General features: G+C 60.1%; 22 protein-coding genes. 1 reads left to right on the top strand and 21 read right to left on the bottom strand.

What is annotated here, in order from left to right:
• Positions 1-76 precede the first annotated feature (76 nt).
• From GH659_RS13025 to selD, 3 genes are read right to left on the bottom strand one after another with little or no spacing between them, the layout of a single operon-like run.
• A complete protein-coding gene (locus tag GH659_RS13025; RefSeq protein ID WP_153111871.1) occupies positions 77-286 on the bottom strand; it encodes an HAD family hydrolase in 210 nt (69 codons plus the stop codon).
• A 35-nt stretch (positions 287-321) separates the two neighbouring features.
• Positions 322-672, bottom strand: coding sequence for a DsrE family protein (locus GH659_RS13020; RefSeq protein ID WP_153111870.1), 351 nt, complete (start codon positions 670-672; stop codon positions 322-324).
• Positions 673-681: 9 nt separating this feature from the next.
• Positions 682-1,725 (bottom strand): selenide, water dikinase SelD, encoded by a 1,044-nt coding sequence (gene selD / locus GH659_RS13015; protein WP_153111869.1) that lies wholly within the window; start codon positions 1,723-1,725, stop codon positions 682-684.
• A 48-nt stretch (positions 1,726-1,773) separates the two neighbouring features.
• Here selD and mnmH point away from each other — a divergent pair, with 48 nt between their 5' ends.
• Positions 1,774-2,841: a tRNA 2-selenouridine(34) synthase MnmH gene (mnmH, locus tag GH659_RS13010; protein ID WP_153111868.1), complete on the top strand. Its 1,068-nt coding sequence runs from the start codon at positions 1,774-1,776 to the stop codon at positions 2,839-2,841.
• Between the two features lie 39 nt (positions 2,842-2,880).
• On the opposite strand, the gene GH659_RS13005 is transcribed toward mnmH, so the two are convergent.
• The 18 genes from GH659_RS13005 to GH659_RS12920 form a co-directional block, all read right to left on the bottom strand.
• Complete coding sequence (locus tag GH659_RS13005; protein ID WP_153111867.1) at positions 2,881-3,570, bottom strand: PEP-CTERM sorting domain-containing protein; 690 nt, start codon at positions 3,568-3,570, stop codon at positions 2,881-2,883.
• Between the two features lie 212 nt (positions 3,571-3,782).
• Positions 3,783-4,709, bottom strand: coding sequence for a type II secretion system minor pseudopilin GspK (gene gspK / locus GH659_RS13000; RefSeq protein WP_153111866.1), 927 nt, complete (start codon positions 4,707-4,709; stop codon positions 3,783-3,785).
• A complete protein-coding gene (gene gspJ, locus GH659_RS12995; RefSeq protein WP_153111865.1) occupies positions 4,706-5,335 on the bottom strand; it encodes a type II secretion system minor pseudopilin GspJ in 630 nt (209 codons plus the stop codon). The genes gspK and gspJ overlap by 4 nt, the downstream gene beginning before the upstream one ends.
• Positions 5,313-5,693: a type II secretion system minor pseudopilin GspI gene (gene gspI / locus GH659_RS12990; protein ID WP_170285893.1), complete on the bottom strand. Its 381-nt coding sequence runs from the start codon at positions 5,691-5,693 to the stop codon at positions 5,313-5,315. The genes gspJ and gspI overlap by 23 nt, the downstream gene beginning before the upstream one ends.
• On the bottom strand, positions 5,671-6,207 hold the full coding sequence (locus GH659_RS12985; RefSeq protein WP_153111863.1) for a GspH/FimT family pseudopilin: 537 nt from the start codon (positions 6,205-6,207) through the stop codon (positions 5,671-5,673). The genes gspI and GH659_RS12985 overlap by 23 nt, the downstream gene beginning before the upstream one ends.
• Positions 6,179-6,607, bottom strand: coding sequence for a type II secretion system major pseudopilin GspG (gspG, locus tag GH659_RS12980; RefSeq protein ID WP_153111862.1), 429 nt, complete (start codon positions 6,605-6,607; stop codon positions 6,179-6,181). Before gspG ends, GH659_RS12985 begins: the two co-directional genes overlap by 29 nt.
• A gap of 27 nt (positions 6,608-6,634) precedes the next feature.
• Positions 6,635-7,837 carry a type II secretion system inner membrane protein GspF gene (gene gspF, locus GH659_RS12975; RefSeq protein ID WP_153111861.1) on the bottom strand — a complete coding sequence of 401 codons (1,203 nt, stop codon included), beginning with the start codon at positions 7,835-7,837 and terminating at the stop codon, positions 6,635-6,637.
• Positions 7,838-7,988: 151 nt separating this feature from the next.
• A complete protein-coding gene (gspN, locus tag GH659_RS12970; RefSeq protein WP_153111860.1) occupies positions 7,989-8,717 on the bottom strand; it encodes a type II secretion system protein N in 729 nt (242 codons plus the stop codon).
• Complete coding sequence (gene gspM, locus GH659_RS12965; protein ID WP_153111859.1) at positions 8,714-9,214, bottom strand: type II secretion system protein GspM; 501 nt, start codon at positions 9,212-9,214, stop codon at positions 8,714-8,716. The genes gspN and gspM overlap by 4 nt, the downstream gene beginning before the upstream one ends.
• 9 nt (positions 9,215-9,223) lie before the next feature.
• Positions 9,224-10,303, bottom strand: a complete 1,080-nt coding sequence (gene gspL / locus GH659_RS12960) for a type II secretion system protein GspL (RefSeq protein ID WP_153111858.1) — start codon at positions 10,301-10,303, stop codon at positions 9,224-9,226.
• A gap of 7 nt (positions 10,304-10,310) precedes the next feature.
• The gene (gspE, locus tag GH659_RS12955) at positions 10,311-11,798 is read right to left on the bottom strand and encodes a type II secretion system ATPase GspE (RefSeq protein ID WP_153111857.1); all 1,488 of its coding nucleotides are present in this window, start codon (positions 11,796-11,798) and stop codon (positions 10,311-10,313) included.
• A gap of 4 nt (positions 11,799-11,802) precedes the next feature.
• Positions 11,803-13,980: a type II secretion system secretin GspD gene (gene gspD / locus GH659_RS12950; protein ID WP_153111856.1), complete on the bottom strand. Its 2,178-nt coding sequence runs from the start codon at positions 13,978-13,980 to the stop codon at positions 11,803-11,805.
• A complete protein-coding gene (locus GH659_RS12945) occupies positions 13,977-14,780 on the bottom strand; it encodes a hypothetical protein (RefSeq protein ID WP_153111855.1) in 804 nt (267 codons plus the stop codon). The genes gspD and GH659_RS12945 overlap by 4 nt, the downstream gene beginning before the upstream one ends.
• 333 nt (positions 14,781-15,113) lie before the next feature.
• The gene (locus GH659_RS12940) at positions 15,114-15,785 is read right to left on the bottom strand and encodes a helix-turn-helix domain-containing protein (RefSeq protein WP_170285891.1); all 672 of its coding nucleotides are present in this window, start codon (positions 15,783-15,785) and stop codon (positions 15,114-15,116) included.
• A gap of 489 nt (positions 15,786-16,274) precedes the next feature.
• Positions 16,275-18,143 (bottom strand): alpha/beta hydrolase domain-containing protein, encoded by a 1,869-nt coding sequence (locus GH659_RS12935; RefSeq protein ID WP_153111853.1) that lies wholly within the window; start codon positions 18,141-18,143, stop codon positions 16,275-16,277.
• A 391-nt stretch (positions 18,144-18,534) separates the two neighbouring features.
• The gene (locus tag GH659_RS12930; protein ID WP_170285890.1) at positions 18,535-20,337 is read right to left on the bottom strand and encodes a tannase/feruloyl esterase family alpha/beta hydrolase; all 1,803 of its coding nucleotides are present in this window, start codon (positions 20,335-20,337) and stop codon (positions 18,535-18,537) included.
• Between the two features lie 381 nt (positions 20,338-20,718).
• A complete protein-coding gene (locus tag GH659_RS12925; protein WP_153111851.1) occupies positions 20,719-21,678 on the bottom strand; it encodes an alpha/beta hydrolase family protein in 960 nt (319 codons plus the stop codon).
• Positions 21,679-21,702: 24 nt separating this feature from the next.
• The gene (locus GH659_RS12920) at positions 21,703-22,671 is read right to left on the bottom strand and encodes an alpha/beta hydrolase (protein WP_153111850.1); all 969 of its coding nucleotides are present in this window, start codon (positions 22,669-22,671) and stop codon (positions 21,703-21,705) included.
• Positions 22,672-22,899: the final 228 nt, after the last annotated feature.

Here is a 22,899-nt window from a genome sequence, read left to right as displayed (position 1 = left end):
CGTTCGTGATCACCGGCGCCTCAAAAACCGCCGATCTTCTCAGTTCGGTGTATCAACTTTCAATCGCTGGCCTGTGTCAATTTACAACCGCTGGTGACACTGGCGCGGTGTAAATACTCTCGACGTCCTCCCGGAACTCTTCCGGGTATTCGTCGCGCACGTAAAACGAACGGCGCAGGCTCGGGTGACGGGCGGGGTATTTGTGTCCCATCCGCGATTGCCACGCGGCGTAGAAACCTTGGTCGAAGTCGGCCAGCACGCCGTCTTGATCGAGCAGAACCAACATTGCAATTTTCCAGATTTACATCAAAAAGCGCCGACTCAAACCGTAATCACCCGCCCCGCTTTGGCCTGCGCCTCAACGATCCGCATCATGTTGCCGATTTCGCCGACCCGCACGGCGTCCATCAGGCCGTAGAAGTCGAGGCAGGTGCGGCAGGCGATGAGCGGCACGCCGAGGGCGGCGAGTTCGGCCAGTTCCTTGAGGCAGGGCGAGCCGGTCGCCACCAGTTTGGCGCCGGCGGCGTAGAAGAGGATGGCTTGCGGGCGCTGGCCGAGTTCGAGCAGCGTGCGCAGGTAGTTGGTGGCGAGCTTGTGGCGCAACGCCTCGTCGGCGTAGCCGAGGCCGTCGTTGTTGAACAGGATGACGGTATCGGAAAAATTCTGGTTCATGCGGATTCCTTACTGGGCAACTGAAATGACCGGCTCGCCCGGCTGCATGCGGCCGATGACGGCGGCGGAGGCGAAGCCTTGCGCGTGGAACAGGGCGAGGACTTCGTCGGCCTTTTCCGGTGCGACGGCGGCAAGCAGCCCGCCACTCGTTTGCGCGTCGGCCATCAGGCGGCGCTGCCAGTCGGGCACATCGTCGGCAAACGCGACATCGGCGCCGAAGCTGTCGAGGTTGCGCGCAATCGCGCCGGGGCCGATGCCTTGCTGGGCGAAGCCGATGGCGGCCGCCAAGAGCGGAAGTTTGTTCGCTTCAACGAGCGCGCCGAGATCGGCGCCGCGGCACAGTTCGAGCAGGTGGCCGAGCAGGCCGAAGCCGGTCACGTCGGTGAGCGCATGCACGTCGTCCATCGCCGCGAGTTCGGCGCCAATCGTGTTGAGCTGCGTCGTCGTGTCGATGAGCTGGCGGTAGCCGTCGGCGTCGAGTACGCCTTTCTTCATGGCAGTGCCGAGGACGCCGATGCCGAGCGGTTTGCCGAGAATAAGCACGTCGCCCGCCCTGGCGCTGCTGTTGCGCTTGACGCGGTCGGGATGCACGAGGCCGAGCGCGACGAGGCCGTAGATCGGTTCCGGCGCGTCGATGGAATGGCCGCCGGCGAGCGGAATGCCGGCGCTGGCGCAAACGCTGGCACCGCCGGCAAGGATTTTCTGGATGGCTTCCATCGGCAAGGTATTGACCGGCATGCCGACGATGGCCAGCGCGAGGATCGGTTTGCCACCCATGGCGTAGATATCGGAGATGGCGTTGGTCGCGGCGATGCAGCCGAAGTCGAACGGATCGTCGACGATGGGCATGAAGAAATCGGTGGTGGCGACAAGCGCCTGCTCGTCGTTCAGCCGATAGACCGCCGCATCGTCGGCCGTTTCGGTGCCGACCAGCAGATTCGGGAAGCACTGCATCTGCGGCATCGACTTCAACATGTCGGCGAGAACGGCCGGCGCAATCTTGCAGCCGCAGCCGCCGCCGTGGGAAAGCTGGGTCAGGCGAATCGTGTCCATGGGAGCTCCTCAATTACAATGGCGGGATTATCCGTTGTTTGGCCTTCCATGAAAAACCGACTTGCCTCGCTGGACGAACTTTCCCGCTTCGATTGCGTCATCGACGTACGCACGCCGCTCGAATTTGCCGAGGACCACATCCCCGGCGCCATCAATGCCCCGGTGCTGACCAATGAAGAACGCGTGCTGATCGGCACGATGTACAAGCAGGTGTCGCCGTTCGAGGCGACCAAGCTCGGCGCGGCGCTGGTGGCGAAGAATATCGCGCGTCATCTGGAAACGCTCTTCGCCGACAAGCCGATCAACTGGAAGCCGCTGATCTACTGCTGGCGCGGCGGCAAGCGCTCCGGCTCGATGACGACCTGGTTCAGCCTGATCGGCTGGAAGGCGAAGCAACTACAGGGCGGTTACAAAGCCTATCGGCATCAGGTGCTGGAAGATTTGGCCACCCTGCCCGGCCGCTTCGATTACCGGGTGCTAGCCGGCATGACCGGCAGCGGCAAGACGCGCCTGCTGCGGGCGTTGGCCGACTGCGGCGCGCAGGTGCTCGATCTGGAGGAACTGGCCAAGCATCGCGGCTCGTTGCTCGGCGCCTTGCCGGGCGAGCGCCAGCCGACCCAGAAGGGATTCGACAGCCAGCTCGTGCAGGCGCTCAAGCGGCTCGATCCGGCGCGCCCGGTGTTCGTCGAGGCGGAGAGCAAGAAGATCGGTTTCGTGCAACTGCCAGACGCGATGATGCGGTCGCTGGCCGGCGCCCGGTGCATTCGCATCGAGGCCGACCTTCAAGACCGAGTGGACTTTCTCTGCGACGATTATGGTTCGCTGTTTGCCGAACCCGCGCAGTTCAAGGATTTACTTTCACGCCTCACGGAATTGCATGGGCGGAAAACCATCGTCCACTGGCACGCGTTAATCGACTCCGGCGCAAAGGCCGAGTTGTTCCAGGAACTGATCGAACAGCACTACGACCCGGCCTACCAGCGCAGCAGCCACAGCCTGTACCCCAAGCTCCCGCAAGCCTTACCGTTCTCCTTCCGTCCGAATTCGGACGATCTGACATTACAGGCCTTCCGTCTGCTCGAACTGCTGGAAATGCCGGCAGAACGGAAAGCCTGATGCCAGAACCGCTGCCCCGTTGAGAGGCAGTTTTTCAGCCTACGAACCCACTCCACGGCGCCGGCAGAAGCCGAGGCCAAGCAGGCCAAGGCCGAACAGCGCCAGCGAAGCGGGTTCGGGCACCTCGACCACCGCTGGAGGCGCAACCTGAGGCGCGGCCAACAAGGTGACCGTTGCCGTCTGGGTCTCAGTTCCCGTGTTGTCGAACGAGAGCTCGTTCAACGAAATCCTGAACTGCCCGCCGTCGCCAAAGTTGGTCACGATGGGGGACCACGTGAGCGTGTAGTCCATCGCTTCCGGGCTGTCTGTGATCTCCCCGGTCGTTGCAATGCCAATCGCGGTCAGGCTGGAAAGCACGCCCAGCGGATCGGCAAACGTGAAGGTCGCTGTCACATCCAAGCCATCTATTTCGTTGTTGTGGATGCCTTTGTTGGCACCAGGCCCGATATCCGGCTCTCGGAAATTCACCGTGCCCAGCCCGAAAGAGAACGATTCGCCAACATCGCTGAGCGAGAAGGTTTGGGCGACAAACGTCGTTGAGAAAACAACGTCGAGCAAGGTGCCGCCGTTTTCCGCGCTAGAGCCAAGGCCGGTATCGACGCCGTATCCTGCCCCAGAGGTAATCGACGCGGCAGAAATGTTGAACGACACTGGATCAGCTTGAACCGGCGACGAGGCCAGAACACCAAGTGCGGCGACAGCGAGGGCCACGGATGCCGTATTCTTCATTTTCAACTCCCTTGTTCTTGTTTTTCCGCTCGTCTCCTAGCACATTCGGTGCCAAATAAATTTATCCAATTCAATCAATAGCTTGAAAACATCACCTGGAAAAATCCAAAAAGCATGTAAAAAAACCCGACACTTTTCGGGCAGATGCACTTTGGATAGGAAGTTCGGCATTTTGCCGACGCCGGACTGATCGTAGTTCGATCAGACTCTGATCAGACCCGTCGAATCCACAGGATATCCGGCACTTTTCCGCGCTGCCGATAGAGAAGCGCTTGCAGTTGAAGATGGGCACGGCCGAACCAGGCTTCGCTTTCGGCGATGAAATACTGGCTTTCAACGGTGTAATTCGCCGGCTTGGTGGTATGGCGAATGCTCTCGGGCAGCGCATTGACGAAATCCTGCCCCGATTTGAACGGCGTCGCCACGCGGCGGCTGACAAGGCGCTCGGCCTCCCGAATCGACAGCCCGGGCGTTACAGCCATCAGCACTTCCGGCGGCGCGAAATTGGCGTTGACGGAGGTCGCATCGGGCAGCGACGTCACCAGCGGCTCCAGCGCCGCCATTTTTTCGGGGTCAAGGCCGGCGAGTTCGGCGAGTTCGGAAAGGTTCGCAACCAGCAGGATCTTGCTGGTGAGCCTTGCCGCCGTCGCATCGGCTTTCTGCGTTTTCTGCCACAACGCCACTTGGGAAGCCATCGCTTCGGCCAGCTTTTCCGCCCAGCCGGTCGACAGGTTGCGCGTCGTCAACAAACGCTGCAACGCCACCAGCCCTTCCTCGCTCACCTTGCCGCCGCTCTGCAGGTTATAGAGATTGAACCGGCCCTGCAGTTCGATGAGGCGTCCGCCAACCTTGCCCTCCTCGACGTTGATCGGCGGCACGGGAACCGTCCACGCTTCCAGCAGATGGTCGCTCTGGTTGTTGCGCATGTCGTCGCGCAACGTCAGCCGCGCCAGATCAATGGCGCTGCGCGCGCTCGACCCGGCCGCCGCCAGGTCGTTGCGGTTGCTCACGAGATTGAGCCACTGGCGTTCCCGCGCGCTCAGGGCAAACGCCAGCGAGGCGACAAGGGCGGCCACCAGAATGGCCGTAATCACGGCGATGCCTTTTTGTCGCTGGGGAAAACTGGGCTCAATCCTCATGGCAGAACGAATACGCGTTCGAACTGGCCCCGCCCGCTCTGCGTCACGCGGACGCGGATGGCGCGCGGTTTCACCAGGGACTGATCGCCCGGCCACTCGTCGAGCCACGCGTTGGCACCGTTGAGGAAGGCCGCATCGCATTGTTCGACATGCTGTAGCAGACGCGTCGGCTTTATCGTCACCGCACCTCTTTCGCCAGCGGCCGGCGAATTGGCAACACCGGAACGGCATCGGATCGGCAGCAGACTCAACGTCAGTTCGCCGCGCTCGCACTGGTAGATCACATGCACCGGCGCACGGTTCCCATCGAGGCGCGCCAGTTCGATGAAAAATCCCGGGTGGTCCGCATCCCCCGCACGCCCGCCGCGCAACGGGATGGTGAGCGTATCCGAACCGACCTGCAGCGGACGCGGCACGCTCTGGCCGAAATCGGTGTCCATCCGGTCAAAGACGAGTCCCAATTCGCGCCAGAAGCGGATTTCCTGATCGAGCGTGCTTTTCGTCGACGCCACGGCATCGAGACCGCGATAAGCAATCAGGCTGGCGATGGCGAAAACGGCCAGCGCCACCAGCACCTCGATCAGCGTAAACGCCCGCTGGCGGTCAATTCTGCTGGCGTGCCACATAGCTCACCTGTCGGGCGACGGCATGATCCGGCCGTTCGGGAACGAACACCTTGATCTCGACGCGCCGGAAACTGTAATTCGGGGTCAGGCTGACTTCGCGCCGCCAGTTGAACGCCTGCAAGCCTTGCCGCGCTTCGCCGCTGGAGGCTCCCGCCTCGGGAAACAGGCGCGTGGCGACCAGTTCGTTGGCCACGTTCTGCGCCACCCACGCGGCCGCCGTTCGCGTCTTGAGGTCCGCCACGGTATCGACGGCGAAGTGCGTCGAACGCATGGCGGCCGCCATGGCGATGCCGATAATGGCCAGCGCTACCAGCGTTTCGAGCAGCGTAAAGCCGTCAGAGCGGGCGGCGGATTTCAAGGCGTCCGAGTGCATCGGCTTCAATATCGAGGGAGGCGTTACCGGACGAGAGCGTCAGCGAGAACGACTCGGCCAGACCGGAGGATGAAAAGACCAACCGCTCGCCGAGCGGTCGCGGCGAGCCATTGACGCGAATGGCGCTCAGAGAAACCCCCGGCGCGAGACGGCCGGAAGCCACGGTATCGTTATCCGGCAAGGCGACCCATGCGTTGCGCTCAGCATCGGCCGCCCAGAACTGGTAGCCCTGCCCGTCGCTGGAGAAGGCGACATTCCGGCCACCGACAACCGCTTCGTCTCGCGCTGCCTCCAGTCGCCCGAGCAGACTCTCGCCGGCGCTGTTCAGTCGCTGGCTGTCGGACGGTTCGAGCTTGACCATGGCCACTCCGAGGGTAATCGCCATGATGGCGCAGGCGACGAGGATTTCGATCAGGGTAAATCCCTGCTCCAGAAAACGGACGCGAACCTGCTTCACGGCGCTGACGGATTTACAGCATCCACGAGCCGAGATCGGCATCGAACCCCTCACCGCCCGGCTGACCGTCGGCGCCGTAGCTCATGACGTCGATCTCGCCCTTGAGGCCCGGATTGAGGAAGAGGTATTCATGCCCCCACGGGTCCTTCGGCGCTTTCTCGAGATAGCCGCCCGTCTTCCAATTGGCCGGCACCGGCTCGGAGGTCGGCTTTTCGAGCAGCGCCTTGAGTCCCTGTTCGGTACTCGGATAGCGGCCGTTGTCGAGCTTGTAGAGCTTGAGCGCAGCAACCAGCGTGCCGATGTCCTGCTTGGCCGCGACGACGCGCGCATCATTCGGCCGATCCATGATCTTCGGCACGATCAGCGCGCCGAGGATGGCGAGGATGGAGACGACGACGAGGATTTCGATCAGGGTAAAACCCTGCGCTTTACGGTTCTTCATGGGATCTCCGTTTCTCTTTCTATTTAACTATTTGACGAACTGGTTGATTTCGAACACCGGCAGCAGGATGGCGAGCACGATGAAGAGGACAACGCCGCCCATGAACAGGACCACGGCCGGGCCGAGCAGGCTGGTGAAAGCTTCGATGCGCCGTGAAAGCTCACGCGAGAGTTCCTGCGCCGCCCGTTCGAGCATCCGGTCGAGGCGCCCGGTCGCTTCGCCGCTGGCCGTGAGGTGAATGAGGATTGGCGGAAACTCGCGCGTGCCGGCCAGCGCCCTCGATAACCCCATGCCTTCGCGCACCTGACCGGCGGCAGCATTGGCCGCGGCGCGCTGCACGCGGTTGGTCATGACGCCCTCGGCTGCCGCCAAGGCGGAAAGCAAGGGCACGCCGCTGCCGACGAGAATCGCCAGCGTACTGGAAAAACGCGCGGTGTTGGCCGCGCGTTCGAAACGCCCGAAAAGCGGCAGCCTAAGGCGCCAGGCATGCACGCGCAGGCGGAAGGCTTCGTTGCGCATGGCCAAGGCAAAACCGACACCGCCCAGAACGGCGAGCAGCAAGAACCAGAGTCCCCACTCGCCGACAAAGGCACTCGTTGCCAACAGGATGCGCGTCATCAGCGGCAGCGTCTGCTTCGCCCCCTGAAAAACCTGCACCATTTGCGGCACAACCCAGGTCAGCATGCCGACGATGACGAGCGCCGAAACGCCAAACACAACCGCCGGATAGATGAAGGCCAGCGCGACACGCGAGATCAGCTCGGCCCGTTCTTCGAGATAGACGGCGAGCCGCTGCATGACGCTCGGCAGGCGACCGGATTCCTCGCCGGCCTTGATCAGCGTCGGGTAGAACGACGGAAAGGCCTTGGGCAATTTGCCCATCGCCGCCGACAGCGAGAGGCCGGAGGCAATGTCGGTACGCAAGGCGGCGATCAGGCGTTTTTCCCGGTCGTTGTCGGACTGGTCGGAGAGGACGTTCAGCGCTTCATCGACCGTCAATCCTGCATCGAGCAGAGCCGAGAACTGACGCGAGAAACTGGTCAGCAGTGCATTGCCGAGGCGCAGCCGGCTACGCTCGGACGCGCCCGCCTTCTCCGCTTCGAGTTCGGAGACGAGCAGGCCGCGCTCCTTGAGCTGGGCGCGCACCTGACGAGCACTGTCGGCGTCCATTTTTCCGGAAACCGACCGCCCCCCGGCGAGTGGAATGGCTTTGTAGCGAAATACCGGCAAGAGATCCTCTTATTCCAATCAGAAAGAAAAGCGAACCACCAAGGCACGAAGGGCACCAAGAGGCACCAAGAAAGAGCTCCGATTTCCTTGGTGAAACTTTGTGTTCTTGGCGGCTTGGTGGTGAAAACGCATCGTTTGTCTCGACTGAAAATTAGAACGCCAACTGGAATCCGTCCCCGACTTTGGGCAGGCTCGACAGCACGGGAGTCAGGCCGGGCATCGGCGTCTGCGGCGTTAACGTCAGCTGCCCGCTGATCTTGCCTCGCGCCGCATCGAACGCGCCCTGACCGGCGGCCTGCAGGTTGCCGGCCACCGTAGTCACCTGCCAGCTTCCCTTGCCATCGACTTCCCCATTCAAATCCAGCCGATAACTGCCAAGCTCGCCTTGCGGCGCCACGGGCGTGAACAGGTGGTCTATGGCGACCGTGGCCGCGATCGGCGCGTCCATGCCGAGCGCCTTCGTGGTGATGCGCAGCACTGCGCCAAGCTGGGCGAGCTTGAGTTTCGCATGCAACGCGGCGAACGGTTCGAGCGGCACGACAAGGCTGACGCCTTTGAGTTCAACGCCTCTAGGGTGCAACACCAGGTCAAGGTGGCTGGCCTGGTCCGCGAAACGGCCGTTGACCACCCAGGCAAGCTTGCCCCCCAACATGGCCTGCGGCCGGAAACGCCACTCGACCTGCTCCTGCACGATCGTCCCACCAACGCCCACGGCAGACGCTTGTCCATTCCAGAACGAGCCATCCACGTTCCTGAGCTGGATGCTCGGCGGCAGCAGCAGGGTGATCAGACTGGCCGGCGCCCTGACCACAGCGAAGACGACCAGCAAAAGGCTGATAACGACGAGCGAACGCCGCCCGGGACGCGCAACATATTTCATGGCGCACGCTCCAGTTCGACGACGATGCGCGACATGCCGCTGGCACTGCCCGAGGCAACCTCCGTCCTCACGTTGAACACGGCGACACGCGCGCCCGCCTCCTGGCGCAACGAATCAAGCACTTCAAGCGCTTCCTTCACCGGCAGCTCCGGCAGACGCATCTCGACGCGTGAATTGGAAAGTGCACGCAGTTCGGCACTCAGTTTGCGCTCGGCGAGCAGACCGTACAGCGTGCTGCGCAGGTCTTCGCCGGCCGGGCGGGCGGTGTTCGCGGCGCGCGGCGCGTCCACCGGCCGCAGGTGCATGCGGTTGAGCTGGGCCTCCAGCTGCGGCACCCGCTTTTCGAGCGTCGCAATACGTTGGAAGAGTGGCGAAAGCAGGCCGAACCAGAGCAATAGAAGTGCGGCTGATACGCTCCACGCGAGCAGAATCTTGCGCTCACGGTCGGAACGGGCGTGCCACCAAACGAGGATTTTTTCCTGGACAGGCATGGACATGGCGCTCCGTTAACGTGATGCCCGGTCAAGGCGGTAGGTCAGACGCGTAAAGCCCGATTCGGCCGGACTCGTTTCCGGCTTGCCGAACGCGTCGAGCTGCATCTTGAATTGCGCGACTTCGCTATCGGTCAGCGTCAGGCGGACAAAACCTTCCCCGGATTCGATCCGGCGCGGCCGGATCGGCGCGTTGAGGCGTGCCGCGAGGTGGATGACCGCATCGAGCGCATCCCCTCGTCCCTGCCCGCCCTCGCGCTGCTTGCTTTCCCATTGCAGGAGGGGATCGATGATCGGCGTGCCGGGGTAGGCGGTCGCGAAGGTCTGACGAATTTCATGCTGTAGCCGCGCTTCACGGCTTTCCAGCTGACGCCAATGAATCACCGTGCCGAGCAGCAGCAGCGCGGCTGAAGTCGCCAACAGCACCGCCGATTTACGCAGCAACTTCACGTCGAATCCGCGTTTGGCGAAGCGGCCCAACGACTTGGGCAAACTCCCCCGGCAACTGGCCGGGCACGGGCGACAGTCAATGCTGTCGAGCACTTGCACGGGAGCACCGCCGGTCAGCGCGGGGATCGACTCTTCGTCATGCACGATGCCGAACTGGCCGGAGGACGTGCGGAAGATCGTCCCGCCCGTCGCCATGGCACAGGTGGTCGCATCTGTGGTTTCCGGCAGCAGTTCATACTCCGGAATGAGCCGGGTCGGATGCAAGCCGGCCTCCGCGAGGCGCTCCAATGCGCCTTCCAGCCAGCGGCGGCTACACACCCAGACGCGCCGCTCCGTGCCCTGCTGCGGTCCGGGAATGGCCAGCACGTCGCTCTTGTTGCCGAGCAGGCGGTCTTCAAGCGCCTGCCCGATCAACGCGTCAAGGTGTTTGCCGGCCTGCGCCGGCAGGGTCAGGCGGTGCAGGGAGACACAGCGGGCGGGCAGAAGAATCTCCAGCTCGCCCGCCGCCGGCACTTCCGCCAGAACACTTTCGCCTTGCGCGCTGAGCGTGCCGTCGGCAGCGAATCCATACCAGTCCAGAATCGTCCACGCTTCGTCGGCCGGCAGGAGGACGCGCAGGATGGGAAAATGAAGGGGGCTCGTCATTGCTCGTTCATCCCTCCCGCGTCACGCGCAGGACTTCTTCAAGAGTCGTTTCGCCGGCGAGGACGCGGGCAACCCCATCGGCGCGCAAGAGCACCATGCCGTTACCAACCGCCTGTTCCCGGATATCCCGCTCGTTGCCGCCCTGATGGACAAGCGCGCGTACCGAGTCGTCCACCACGAGCAATTCGTAGAGGCCGCTGCGGCCGTGATAGCCGGTATGGTTGCAGGCATCGCATCCCGCCGCCCGGTAGAGGGTAACGGGGCTCGACACGCCGAGCAGCTCCATTTCGCCAGCGTCGGACTCGTACGGCTGCCGGCAGACCGGGCACAGCCGGCGTGCCAGCCGCTGCGCCAGCACGCCGATCGTCGACGAGGCGAGCAGGAACGGCTCGATGCCCATGTCGACGAGGCGGGTGATGGCGCTCGGCGCGTCGTTGGTGTGCAGCGTCGCCAGCACGAGGTGGCCGGTCAGCGAGGCCTGCACGGCGATCTGCGCCGTTTCCTTGTCGCGGATTTCGCCGATCATGATCACGTCCGGGTCCTGGCGCAGGATAGCGCGCAGGGCGCGGGCGAAGGTCATGTCGATGCGGGCGTTGATCTGCGTTTGCCCGACGCCATCGAGGTCATACTCGATCGGGTCTTCGACGGTCATGATGTTGGTGGTGCGGCTGTCCATACCGGACAGCGCGGCGTACAACGTCGTCGTCTTGCCAGAGCCGGTCGGGCCGGTAACGAGCAGGATGCCGTGCGGCTGCTGCAGGAGGTTCTGCAACCGCTTCAGCGTCTCGGAACGCATGCCGAGCTTTTCGAGTTCGAGGCGGCCGGCCGATTTATCGAGCAGGCGCAACACGACGCGCTCGCCGTGGCCGGTCGGCAGCGTCGACACACGCACGTCGACCGGGCGGCCGGCGATGCGCAGGGCGATGCGGCCGTCCTGCGGCAGGCGCTTTTCGGCGATGTCGAGTCCGGCCATGACCTTGATCCGCGAAACCATGGCGGCGTGCAGACCGCGCTTTGGCTCGATGATGTCGCGCAGCTGGCCGTCGATGCGGAAGCGCACGATGGCCCGCGCTTCGAACATTTCGAAATGCACGTCCGAGGCGTTCTCGCGCAAGGCCTGCGCCAGCAGCGTGTTGATCAGGCGAATGACCGGCGCATCCTCGTCGGCATCCATCAGATCTTCGAGTTCCGGCATCTCTTCGAGCAGGTTGGCCAGATCATCCATATCCGCCAGATCGTCGACCATGCTCGCCGCGCCGGTGCTGCCGTCGTTGAAGGCGCGTGCCAGTCGCTCCTGAAAGTCGCTGGCGCCAAGAACTTGAACCTCCAACGACTGCGGGCTGTGGCGCTGCAGCTCGCTCAGCGCGCCAAGGTCACCGCCTTCGCGAAAATAGACACGCCGAACGCCACGGGCGTTATCCGCCGTATCCGGGCCAACGGCGTCAAACAACCCGAACTCGCGGGCGAAAGCGTAGGGAACGAGGGGTGCATTCATGGCGCTACTTCGTCGAACCTTCCGTCCGGGCATCGCGCCGCAGATCGACAGCCGACGGCGCAACGACCGACGGCACTGCAGGCGTGGCGACCGTCTGAGCCGGCAGCTGCAAGCTGGGCAGATAGCCCTGCGTCGAGAATCGCCCCTGTTCGGCGCGCAGATATTCGTAACGTTCCGACGACAGCGCTTGGGTCGTCTTAGCGTCGCGCAGGATCACCGGTCGCAGGAAAACCATCAGGTTAACTTTTTCGTGCGACAAATCTTCGTAGCGAAAAAGAGCGCCGACATACGGAATGTCGCCAAGCAGCGGCACCTTGTATTTGGATTCATTCACACGCTCTTCGATCAGGCCGCCGAGCACGATCGTCTGTCCGTCGTCGACCAGCACCTTGGTGTCGATCTGGCGCACCTTGGTCGCCAGGCCGGCGCCATCGGTATCGACTGTGTTGTCGACACTGGAAACCTCTTGGGCGACTTTGAGCGCAATCGTGCCGCTATCGGAAATCTGCGGCTTGATCTTGAGCACGATACCAACGTCCTTGCGCTCGACGGTCTGGAACGGGTTGGTCGAACTGCCCGAGGTCGTGGTGTAGGAACCGGTCAGGATCGGAATGTTCTGGCCGACCATGATACGAGCCTCTTCATTGTCGAGCATCAACAGATTAGGCGCCGACAGGACGTTGCCGCCACCGTTGGTTTCAAGCGCCGAGGCCAGCATCCCCAGCGAAGCGGTACCGCTGGTCGGGTCGCCGTTGAACAGGCCGAGGGTAAACGTATTCGGGATCGACAACGTGCCGGCCGCGAAATTGGAGTAAAGCGAGCCCAAGCTGGCCGATCCAGGGCTGATCGACGAAATCACGCCAGCGCCAAAGGAATCGTCGCCGCCGGCCGCCACCCACTGCACACCGAGTTCGCGTGCCTTGGTGATGTTGACTTCGGCAATCAGGGCTTCGATATAGACCTGTGCCCGGCGCACATCGAGCTTGTCGATCACGGCACGCAGGCTGTTGTAAATGTGGTCAGGCGCCGTAATGACGAGAGCGTTGGTTGTGCTGTCCGCGCGCAGGAGAACCGTTGCACCGCCAAACTGGATGCTGGCGCCGGCCGACTGCGGCGCCGAGCCGCTCATGTTGGTCGAGCCGGATGTCATGGATGACGTCGTCGTCAGTGATCCAGTCGTGGCCGTCGAACCCGTTGTGGTACTCGACCCGGAGGTTGTGCTTCCCAGGCCGCTGGAGCTGGAATTTGAGCTGCCGGTGGAGCCGGAACCCGTCGTCGAACCGGTATCCTGACCGGTCAGAATCCCCTTGAGGGTGTTCGCCAAGGCGACCGCTTCCGCGTTGCGCAGATAGACGACGTTGATGTTGCTACCCGAAGCCGCGGGAGTATCGAGGCTGGCGACGAGCGACTTGATCTGTTTCGTGTGCGCCGGAGCCTCGCTGCGGACAAGCAGTTGGTTGTTGCGGATATCCGGGACAATCACCGTGCGCTTGACGCCCTCCGCAACCGCCATCGGTGAGGCCACGCCCTGAACGAAAATCTCCGGCATCAGGCGCCCAATGGATTGGGCGACATCAAGGGCCGAGGCGTATCGGACCGGAACCGGGAAAACGTCGTTCGCCCCCGGCTGATCGATGTTGTCGATGATCTGGCTGATACGGGCGACGTTGTCGGCATAGTCGGTCACCACCAGCGTATTGGCGCCGTTATAGGCCGCAATCAGGTTATTGACCGACACCAGCGGACGCAGCGTGTTGGCCAGTTGCGTCGCCGACTCATGCGTGAGCGGGAAAACCTTGGTAACGACCTTGTCGCCAGCCGTCTTGCCGCGCCGGTTAAACACCTGCACGGACTGCGTCTTGGCATCGACATCCGGCATGACCTTGACGATGCTGTCGTTTTCCACGGCAGTAAAGCCCTGTTGGCGCAACGCCGAAAGCAGGATCGGATAGATCAGGCTGCGCGCCACCGGCTGGTTGGAGACGATGTTGATCGTGCCCTTGACCTTCGGGTCGATCACAAAATTCTTGCCGGTAATGACGCCCACGGCCTTGATCGTCGATTCGACATCGGAATTGACGAAATTGAGCGTCACCTGCTCGTCGGAGGCGCGAGCCGTCGTCAGGCAGGAGGCCAGCAGGAGCGCGATGAGGGTCGAGCGAAAAAAAGGCTTCACGGTCATGGTTGGATGTCGTAGTGCTGAATCATGGGGGCGCCACGGCGGACGAGCTCGATATCCACCGAATTGTGTTGCCCGAAATAAAAGGAAAGAAGCGAAATGTCGGCAAGCCGGTCGAGTGGCCTCTGATTGATGCGCTTGAGAATGTCGCCATCGTTGAACTGGAGCAGCTTGGCAAACGGCTGGGCCGCGGCTTTGTCGATACGTATGCCGCCATCGGCCGCCACCGACATTCCTTTGTCCCAGTGCGCCACATTGCCGCTCTGAATCACGGACATCATCTGCCCGCGCGTAATCCGGACCGGCTTGAGTACGGCGCGTTTGACGGATGACGCCGGCGCCGGTTGGTCGTTACGGCTAAAAAGGGATTGCGTGCCGGCCTGCGGCAATTTCACTTCCTGTCTGACGCCGCCCTGCTCGATCATCGCCCCCAAAGGCTCGACCGCCACCAGCCGACTTCCCGGGCGGATCTCCTCGCCCACGCGCACGGCGACGCTCGTGCCATCGCTGCCCTTCAGCAGCGCCGCCCCGTTCTTGCCGGCAATGACGGCCATCAGACTGTAGTCGCTTGCCGCCGGAGCTCCGGCTTTGGCATCCGAACCGTACCAGCGGAGGAATGCTTCGCGTGACACATTATTCGCGGGAACCGGCCGCGGCAACGCCAGACCGCCGCCCTCCGTCGAAGGCGCAAAAGCCCACCAGAACACCCCCGCGACCTGCCAGATCACCACCACCAACAACAGGCGCTCCAGCCACGGTGGAATCTTCGCGGCCAAGGCACAGGCCCGATCCACTACCACCACAACAGATTCCCCACCGCAAAATCCCGCGCTGCACCACTTCGCACTACTCCCCCCCCTGGCATCACACCCTGTCCCCCTTGTCGCCGTATTAGTTTATAGCTGTCACTCTTTTTCGGCGTTCGTTTTTTAGAGCTCGCATTTACTTGTCGAACTCATTTTGTCTGCGCACCAGATTACCCAAGTCGCTTCTTCTAAGGCATCAGGGATTCCCGGATTCGTCCCTTCGAAATCCCCGACTGTTTTCTTTTGGGAAAACTGATAGCCGGGGCGAGAGTAGCCCCCTCATGCTGTTCAGAGCTACCAGAAAACTGCGGCTGTTTTATAAGAATCCTGCTATCCGATTCGAACTGAACGCGCGAGTGTCGGAGTCATCCCGGTGTGCTGACGAAAGACTTGCGAGAAGTGCGACTGACTGGAGAAGCCTAGATCCATGGCGATTTCGGCCAGCGAGCGGGAGGATAGCACCAACATGCGCCGCGCGGCTTCGACGCGGCGCTGCTGAACATAACGATGCGGGGGCTGGCCAAAACTTGCCGTAAAACAGCGGGAAAAATGATGCGGGCTCAACCCCGCTTCCTTCGCCAGAGCGACGACGCTGAGCTCATCGCCCAGATGCGCCTCGATGAATTCCGCTATCCGGCGACGGCCAATCGCCGAAAGACTTCCGACTGGGCGGTCGGCCGTTTTCCGATGCCCATAGCAACTTGCAAGGCGGGCAATCAGCGCGCTTGAGAGGCCCTCGACATAGAGCGCGCCGCCAAGTGCGCCACGCAGCGACTCCTCGAGCAGCTCAAGGACCAGCCATTGCAGCTTTGGATCGAAGACGCCGTAAATCGTCGACAAATCGAAATCGAGCGCTTCAGGCGCCAATCGGCTGACAACTGCTGGAGTCAGTTCCACACCCACGGTACGACCAGGCGTCACGTCCCAGCGCCCCCACTCGCGCTGATAGTCCCGCCCGATAAAGTCGAATGCCCCGACACCATTGGCTCGTAGTTCAATCACCCTGCCGTTTTGCCGATACCAACGCGCCCCCTCGCAGCCGCTTTCGCATAAAACGATTACAGGACTCTCCACATGACACGGCCCCCGTTGCGACTGCCCCAAGCCGCGATAAAGATTCAAGGGGACGCCACTCCATGATTCCGGCATACTCAACAAAGGCTTGCCAACCTCGTCGGTACACAACATTGATGGCGTCAGAATCGATTCAGAGCACTCACTCACCATAAGCCTAACCCTCGATTATTCTTTTTGAACATTTCAAGGCACCTGGCCTGTTCCGACAAAAATCGGCATCTGCCCGTCCCCGACCTGAAAATGATGATGCTGGCAAAGACTAGCCGGTAAATCCGGGTTAACCAAGAAATTCAGTCCATCCCTATCGAATTCGGCAATTCAGCATTGCTGTTCGGGTTCCGGCAACAAAAACACCCCGCCACCGATGACCGGTGACGGGGCATAAGGCAGGGTGATGGACGATGCGGCTTTTGATTAAAGCTTCTGCAGCTCGGTAATCAGCTGGCTGGCCTGACCGGACAGATAGGTGGCGGAATCCTTGGAGAGCGTTCCGCCAGTTGCTTCCGCCTGAATCAGATCCGAATAATTTTCCAGCAACGCGATCGCCTGACTGAAGTACATCTTCTTCGTCGCTGCATCGGTCGCGTTGTAGCCCGAAGCGATCTTGAGTGCGGCTTCGTCGACCGGAGCAAGAATCTTGGCCCGGTTAGGCAGGTAATACAGATAGATGTGCCAACGCAGGTTGTGGATCGACGGGGTTTGCGGGAACAGACCGCGGTCTCCGCACAAGTTGGTGGTACCGTCACCATCGCAATTCAACTTGTAGCCATGAATCGACGCGCTGGCGGTGTTGATCACGTCCTGCGCATCTTCCGCCAACATGAAGCCGTCGGCCACCGACTGATTCGCGGCAGTCGTGACTTTGCTAACGTAATCGGCATGCGTCGAGTACAGAGCATCGAGTTTTGCCTTGGTAAATGGCACGTGCGAACCACTGAGCCCCGGACACGCCGTATTGACCCCGGAGTTGAGCGCTACCGGCACAACGACATCCGGTACCCGGATACCGCCCAAGGCGAGGCCGTCAGCATCCCGCATCAGGCTCGGAGCAGTCGCACTCGCGGTGTATTGAAATTGCGGACTCGTCGGCATCGCGGTGCCCTTGTCGATGTATTTCTCGAGCGCAACGATACCGGCATTGTAGATATGGCCGAGATTCACGCGGCTATTCATCGGCACAGCACAGGTGTCGCTGATCATCTTGCCATTGAAATCGCGAACGTACATGACTGTACGTGGCAGCAAGCTGGTCAGATTCGAATGCGTCGATCCCGCGACGTACCACGTCTTGTACTTGTCCGTATCGGACTGCAAAACCATGGTTTCGTTGGTCGTCGCCGTTTCGAATTCGGATTCGGTCAGAATCTTGATAATCGGAATTGACAGATCGGTGCGCTGCGCCGGGCCGCTGTTAGTCACCAGCGCGCCATCGAAAATATTGCCGGTGAGCGGGTGAACCGAATTCAGGTAAACACCCAGCCGCATGGCCGATTGCGACTCGCCTACCGCAAGAACTTTCTTGACGCTCATCCCGCCCATGACTTTGCTGTCGGCGCGCACGGCTTTTGCTGCCTGCGAGAAGATATCCAGCGAAAGCTCTTCATTGACCAATTTCCCGCCATTGGTGACGTCCAGCGTACCGTAGCGTTTTGGACTCCAGGCCTTGAGGCCATTCGTGCCGGAAATCGTCATATCCTGCACGGTCACACCAACGTACGCATAACCTTTGCGCAGAACCATGTTCTTCTGCTCGAACAAATGGATCGGCGTATCCCAAGTATTTGAAGCATTGACCCATTCAACAATCACCGTGCCGTTGAACTTGGCCGGGTCCGAAGGACGAAGGACTATCATCCGCGTGCGGTAGGGGTTGCCAGTGGACACGACTTTCGCATTCTGGGTCACCGGGTAATTATTAGCGAGAGAAAATACGTCGGTCCTCGAAGTCTTCAGGTCATAGACGTTGGCCTTGCCATCAAACAGAAACTCTTCCTCGACGAACCCAAAGGCTTTGGGATCGAAATCGGAGGCAAGGAACGGATAATCGCGATCTGCCGAAACGCCGGAGCTTGGCAACGCGGTTACGGTTGGCGTCGGAACGTTCGGATATTTATCGACAACCACCGGCGGCGTGGTGGCCACGGAATTGTCGCCGCCATCACCGCCACATGCAGGAAGCAACGCAGTAACACCAAGCACACTACACAAAACCATGAGGCGCAGACTCGATTGACACGTGAGCCGCCCCTTGGCGTTCAATTCAGCATTCGCCGAGCAAACCATGATTGACCCCTCCTCTGATTATTGACGGCCGTTATGCCGACCGTGTGACGAGGATAGCCATCCACATCGCTCCGGTCTGCCAGAAAACGGCTGACCGTTTGTCAAAAAGAACGCGCGCGAAAAATCTCTGCGTACGGACGCAAAGATTGATTGCGGGCACGGCGCCTCGACGGTCAGGAATCAGCAGGAGAATTGTGGGAATAGCGAGAGCCGAAACCGGCTCGCCCCATACGAAAAAGCGCCCCTTGTGGGGGCGCTTCTTTTTACCGTCTATATTACCGAACCGGTCAGGCGAGGCCATAATTCACCGCCCAACCGGCCGGCAGACAAGTCCCTCCGCCACAACGGTCGATCGTTTCAGGCAATGGGCATTGTCCCGGTTCGAACTACATCACTGGCACGTCCAGGTCGCACCTTGGTCGGTGCTCTTCGCCTGCTTCGGATAGGCGCAGAGCGGACGGGTGATGCCCGCGGCGATCAGCGTCGGCTTGTAGGTCGTCGACCACGGAGCGGACGCATACTGATAGCTCTGATCACGACTCGAGGCCTCAACGGATTCCGGTGCTGTTCCCTTCTCAACCCAGTCGACCAGCGCTGTGACCATATCGAACTTGTCGGTGGTCGCTCCTCCGGCACAGTGGTTCATGCCCGGAATCTGGAAATAACGGGCAAAGCTCTGCGTATTGCTGCCGTACTTGGTCGACAACGTCTCATACCAGCTCTTCGTGTCGTTCGAGGAGAACACACCGTCGCTGGTACCGTGCGCCACGATCAGCTTCGACCCACGAGCCTTGAACGTATCGTAGTTCGTGCTGTTGGCCGCGATAAATCCACCGCTGTAGGCTGTCTTGTTGATCGACGGGACGTTGTAAATACCGCTCGTCGCATAGATCAACTCGGGGTCAACCGTACCGGACAGATTGGTCTGGGTCTTGAGGTTCAACTGGAACGCAAAACCATTAGAGGAGTTAAAAACGGTATCGCCAGTAATCGGCGCACTCGGCTGCATGAAGACAGCAGGCAACGAGTAGGCACCAATCGAAATCGCCTTCCCAGCCCCTTTAGCAACACCTACCGAGGGAGCTCCTATGCCAAGTTTCCAGTCACGCCAATCCTTGTAGTTGATACCAGCATCCCACGGGAAGTCGGAATAAATAGCATTACCGCTGGAATCCTTGGCACCGCCGAAGACCTTCTTGAGCGCTGCTAACTGCGGCGCAGTCAGAACACCGGCAAGCGCCGTATCAGGATTGAACTTCGCTGCACAGGCTTTCTGATCGAAGATCAGGCCATCTTTGGCACCATCATCGGCATCGCAAGCATTGAGCACGGCCTTGCTAACCGCATCAAGATCGGCCTGACTGAACGCATCAAAAATCGTACCCGGACTCACGCTGTTGAACTGCTGCGTATCCCAGGCCTGATTGACCGCGGCCTTCGGCATCTGGAATCCCGGATTCAAGGCAAACACGCCGTCGAACTGATCCGGAAGCCGCTGCGAAGCCATCATCGCATCGCGACCGCCGTTGGAGCAGCCGACGAAATAGGAGTGGTCAGCCGATTTTCCAAAGCGCTTGGCGATCAGAGCCTTGGCGATGGTCGTCGTCCGGGCCACGGCGTTGTAGCCGAAATCGAGACGCGCCAGGGGATCGACACCAAAGGCATTCGACGCATTGGCGTCCGTGCCCGCCTCAATGAGGTGGCCACCATCCGTGGATGCGACAGCGAAGCCGCGATTTAATGCGTTATCTGTCGGCTTGCCGCTTGAATCGAGGATATTTCCACGCAGGTTGCCATAGGCCATGGCCAACGCACCATTGGAGCCGCCACCGCCCTGGAAGAAGAAACGCCCGTTCCAGCCGGTTGTCGGCATCCGGACTTCAAAACCGATCGCATACGATTTACCGTCGACAGTGCTGGTCCGCGCATCCGCCTTGCCCTGTATCAAGCAGTGCGCAGGCATCGGCCCGGAGTTCTCCGTATTCTGCCCGGTAGTGTTCATACCAACAATGTTGGCCGCCGCGGCGACAGCTTCCGCCTTCGTCAGCGTGACACCATCCATCTTGAATTGCGTCAGCAAATCCGCGCACGCCGTTTCCACTGGCGCGGTCGTCGTACTGCTGCTACTGCTGTCGCTGTCCCCGCCACAACCACCCAAGGCAAGGGCAAAGCACCCCGCAATCGCCAGACTCATGGCTGATCTTGCTTGACTCCTGTGATTCATTATTTTTCTCCGTAAGTGATGACAATCGAGATAAAGAAAACCGATTGCAACCACGACGGAAGACCAACGCCTACCGATGCCCTTAACGTTCTCCGAAGCACCGATCGACCAACGCCCCCCGTTCCCCGCAAATCGGTACGGGACCATCCCTCAGTCCCTTATCCATATCGATAATTGGCGTTCGGACTCTCTTGGTATCCCCCGGAGCCGTAACCACCAACGGAGCAAAGACTACGGTGAGCCAACACCCTCGTCTTTCAGAAAATGGGGAGCGTTTTTGCAAATACGTGCGATCAGTGAACAAAGAAGCCCGCCAACACCTGAATGTTAGCGGGCCTCGTTTTTGCTACTTTAGTTAAAGTTCTTCGACTTCACAGTCCAGCCGGTAGTGGTGCACAGGCCGCAATCTGTTCCCAGGAAGTGGGTTGATTGTGATGTATTGCCATTCAGGGTGTAGTCAAACCAACGAACAACTGCCTCGATTGACTCCGTGGTGATCGTGTAATCCACAGTTGGGATGACATTTGCCGAATCTGTCGCCGAATAGCGGAAACCCGTCCACAAACCGGAATGGCCGCCCCGAGGATTCTCGGCAAGAACCGTCGGCACGGTCGTCAAATCATAGTTCGCCTGTCTGTTCGCATAGGCCACATCCCTTTCGCCGCCCCCCAGCCATAAGACCGGTTGATGAAGATTTTTCAAATCATTCCGGCTATAAGTCACCGCCGGAACATTCACGAGACTTGCACCCGCCGTAGTCGTTCCAGCCACTACGGTTGCCTCCGGGAAACCAGTATTCAGAGCGCCCACAGATTTGACTCGCGAATCAGCAGCTGCCAGCAGAGCCTCCAAACCGCCACAGGACGTACCGAAAACACCGATTTTGCTTGTATCCACCAATTCATAACCAGATTTCGAAGGAGCGGTTTTGACCAACCAATCCATTGCCTTTGTCATCTTGGCGGGATCCGTAGTCACCGGGTCCTTTGTAGCCTCTTGGGACGGGCTGCCATGCGCAACGACCACGAAGCCGCGCGCCGAAACGGCCCCCAGAACATCCCAATACTGTTGGTTGCTCAGCTTGCATGCCCCGTTCCCCCAGACAAGGACGGGCACCTTCGCACCACTATCCACGGCCGAAAGATCCGTCGGGCGATATACGGTGTATCCATCCAGACCCGGAGCCGCTTCGCGAATTACCGGGAAAAACTTACTGATCGCCGGGGTTGAAGTCGAGGTTGCGGCCACAACGAACGCCGCTGAACCGCAAACCGCCGCTGCCATGGCTACGCCCAAAACAATTTTCTTCATGATTAATTCCCTAGGCAGGTTAGATTAGAAATTCTTTGACTGAACAGACCAGCCGCTCACCTTGCACAAGCCGCAATCGCTGCCCAAGAAATAGGAGGCCTGCGACTTGACACCATTCAGGGTGTAATCGAACCAGCGAACCACCGCGTTAATCGATTCAGTGGTAATTGTGTAATCGACCGTGGCAGCGGAAGGAACGGTATTGGTGGAATCCGTATAGGAATATCTGATTCCGGCCCACAGGCCGGAATGCCCCCCCTGATAATTCTCGGCAAGGACAGTCGGCACTGTCGAAACGTCATAGTTCGAATGGGTCTGTTTGTAAGCAACGTCATACGGACCACCGCCGATAAACAGCAACGGACTATGCAGGTTCTTCATGTTTGCGGGCGAATACCCACCCATATTGATACTGCTTGTTGTGCCTGCATCAAAGAAACCGGTATTTAGCGCCGCAACGGATTTAACACGTGAGTCGGCTCCACCCAACAATGCTTCAAGTCCGCCGCACGATGTACCAAATGTACCGATCTTGCTGCTATCAATCAATTCATAACCGGAATTTGAACTGGCTTTATTGGTTACCCAATTCAATGCATCCCAAACTCTGGTGGGCGTAACGGTATTTGACTCCGTAATCACCGGCTGGCTATTGCTTCCATAGGCCACCACGACGAATCCACGAGCCGCAATATTACCCAGAACATCCCAGTATTGATGGTTGCTCTTCTTGCAGGCGCCGTTTTGCCAAACGAGGACAGGAACCTTGCTTCCCACATCGGAGAGTTTAGCCGGGCGATATATCGTGTAACCATCCAACCCTGGCGCGGCCTCTTTTACTACCGGAAAAAATTTCTCAATTGCCGGCGTCGGTTCAGCTGGCGTTGCCGCTACTTCATCGTTATCACTCCCACCGCCATTACAGCCCGACAAGATCAACGAGGATCCGGCCACCGCCACCGCCAATGCCTTCCCAATAGATACGCTTTTCATAAACATTTCCCCTGATTAACAAATATTCGTAGGACAAAAAAATGTCAGCAATTTCTGTCTTCTGTCTGCCCCCTGATTCATGGTTACAAAGCAGATCAGTCTGATAATCAGCCAGCGAAAAAGGTGGCACGCATCGCAAATCCGGATTCCTTTTATTCAGAATTATCCGGATAAAGGCAACGAAATACCTGCACTACCAGACGACGATCTACGTAGTGCATCCTAGCG

It is taken from the genome of Propionivibrio limicola (assembly GCF_009469695.1).
In the GTDB taxonomy this organism is placed as follows: Bacteria; Pseudomonadota; Gammaproteobacteria; order Burkholderiales; family Rhodocyclaceae; genus Propionivibrio; species Propionivibrio limicola.
Note: the sequence above shows the minus strand (reverse complement) of the source record. Positions and strands in the feature narration are given on the sequence as shown.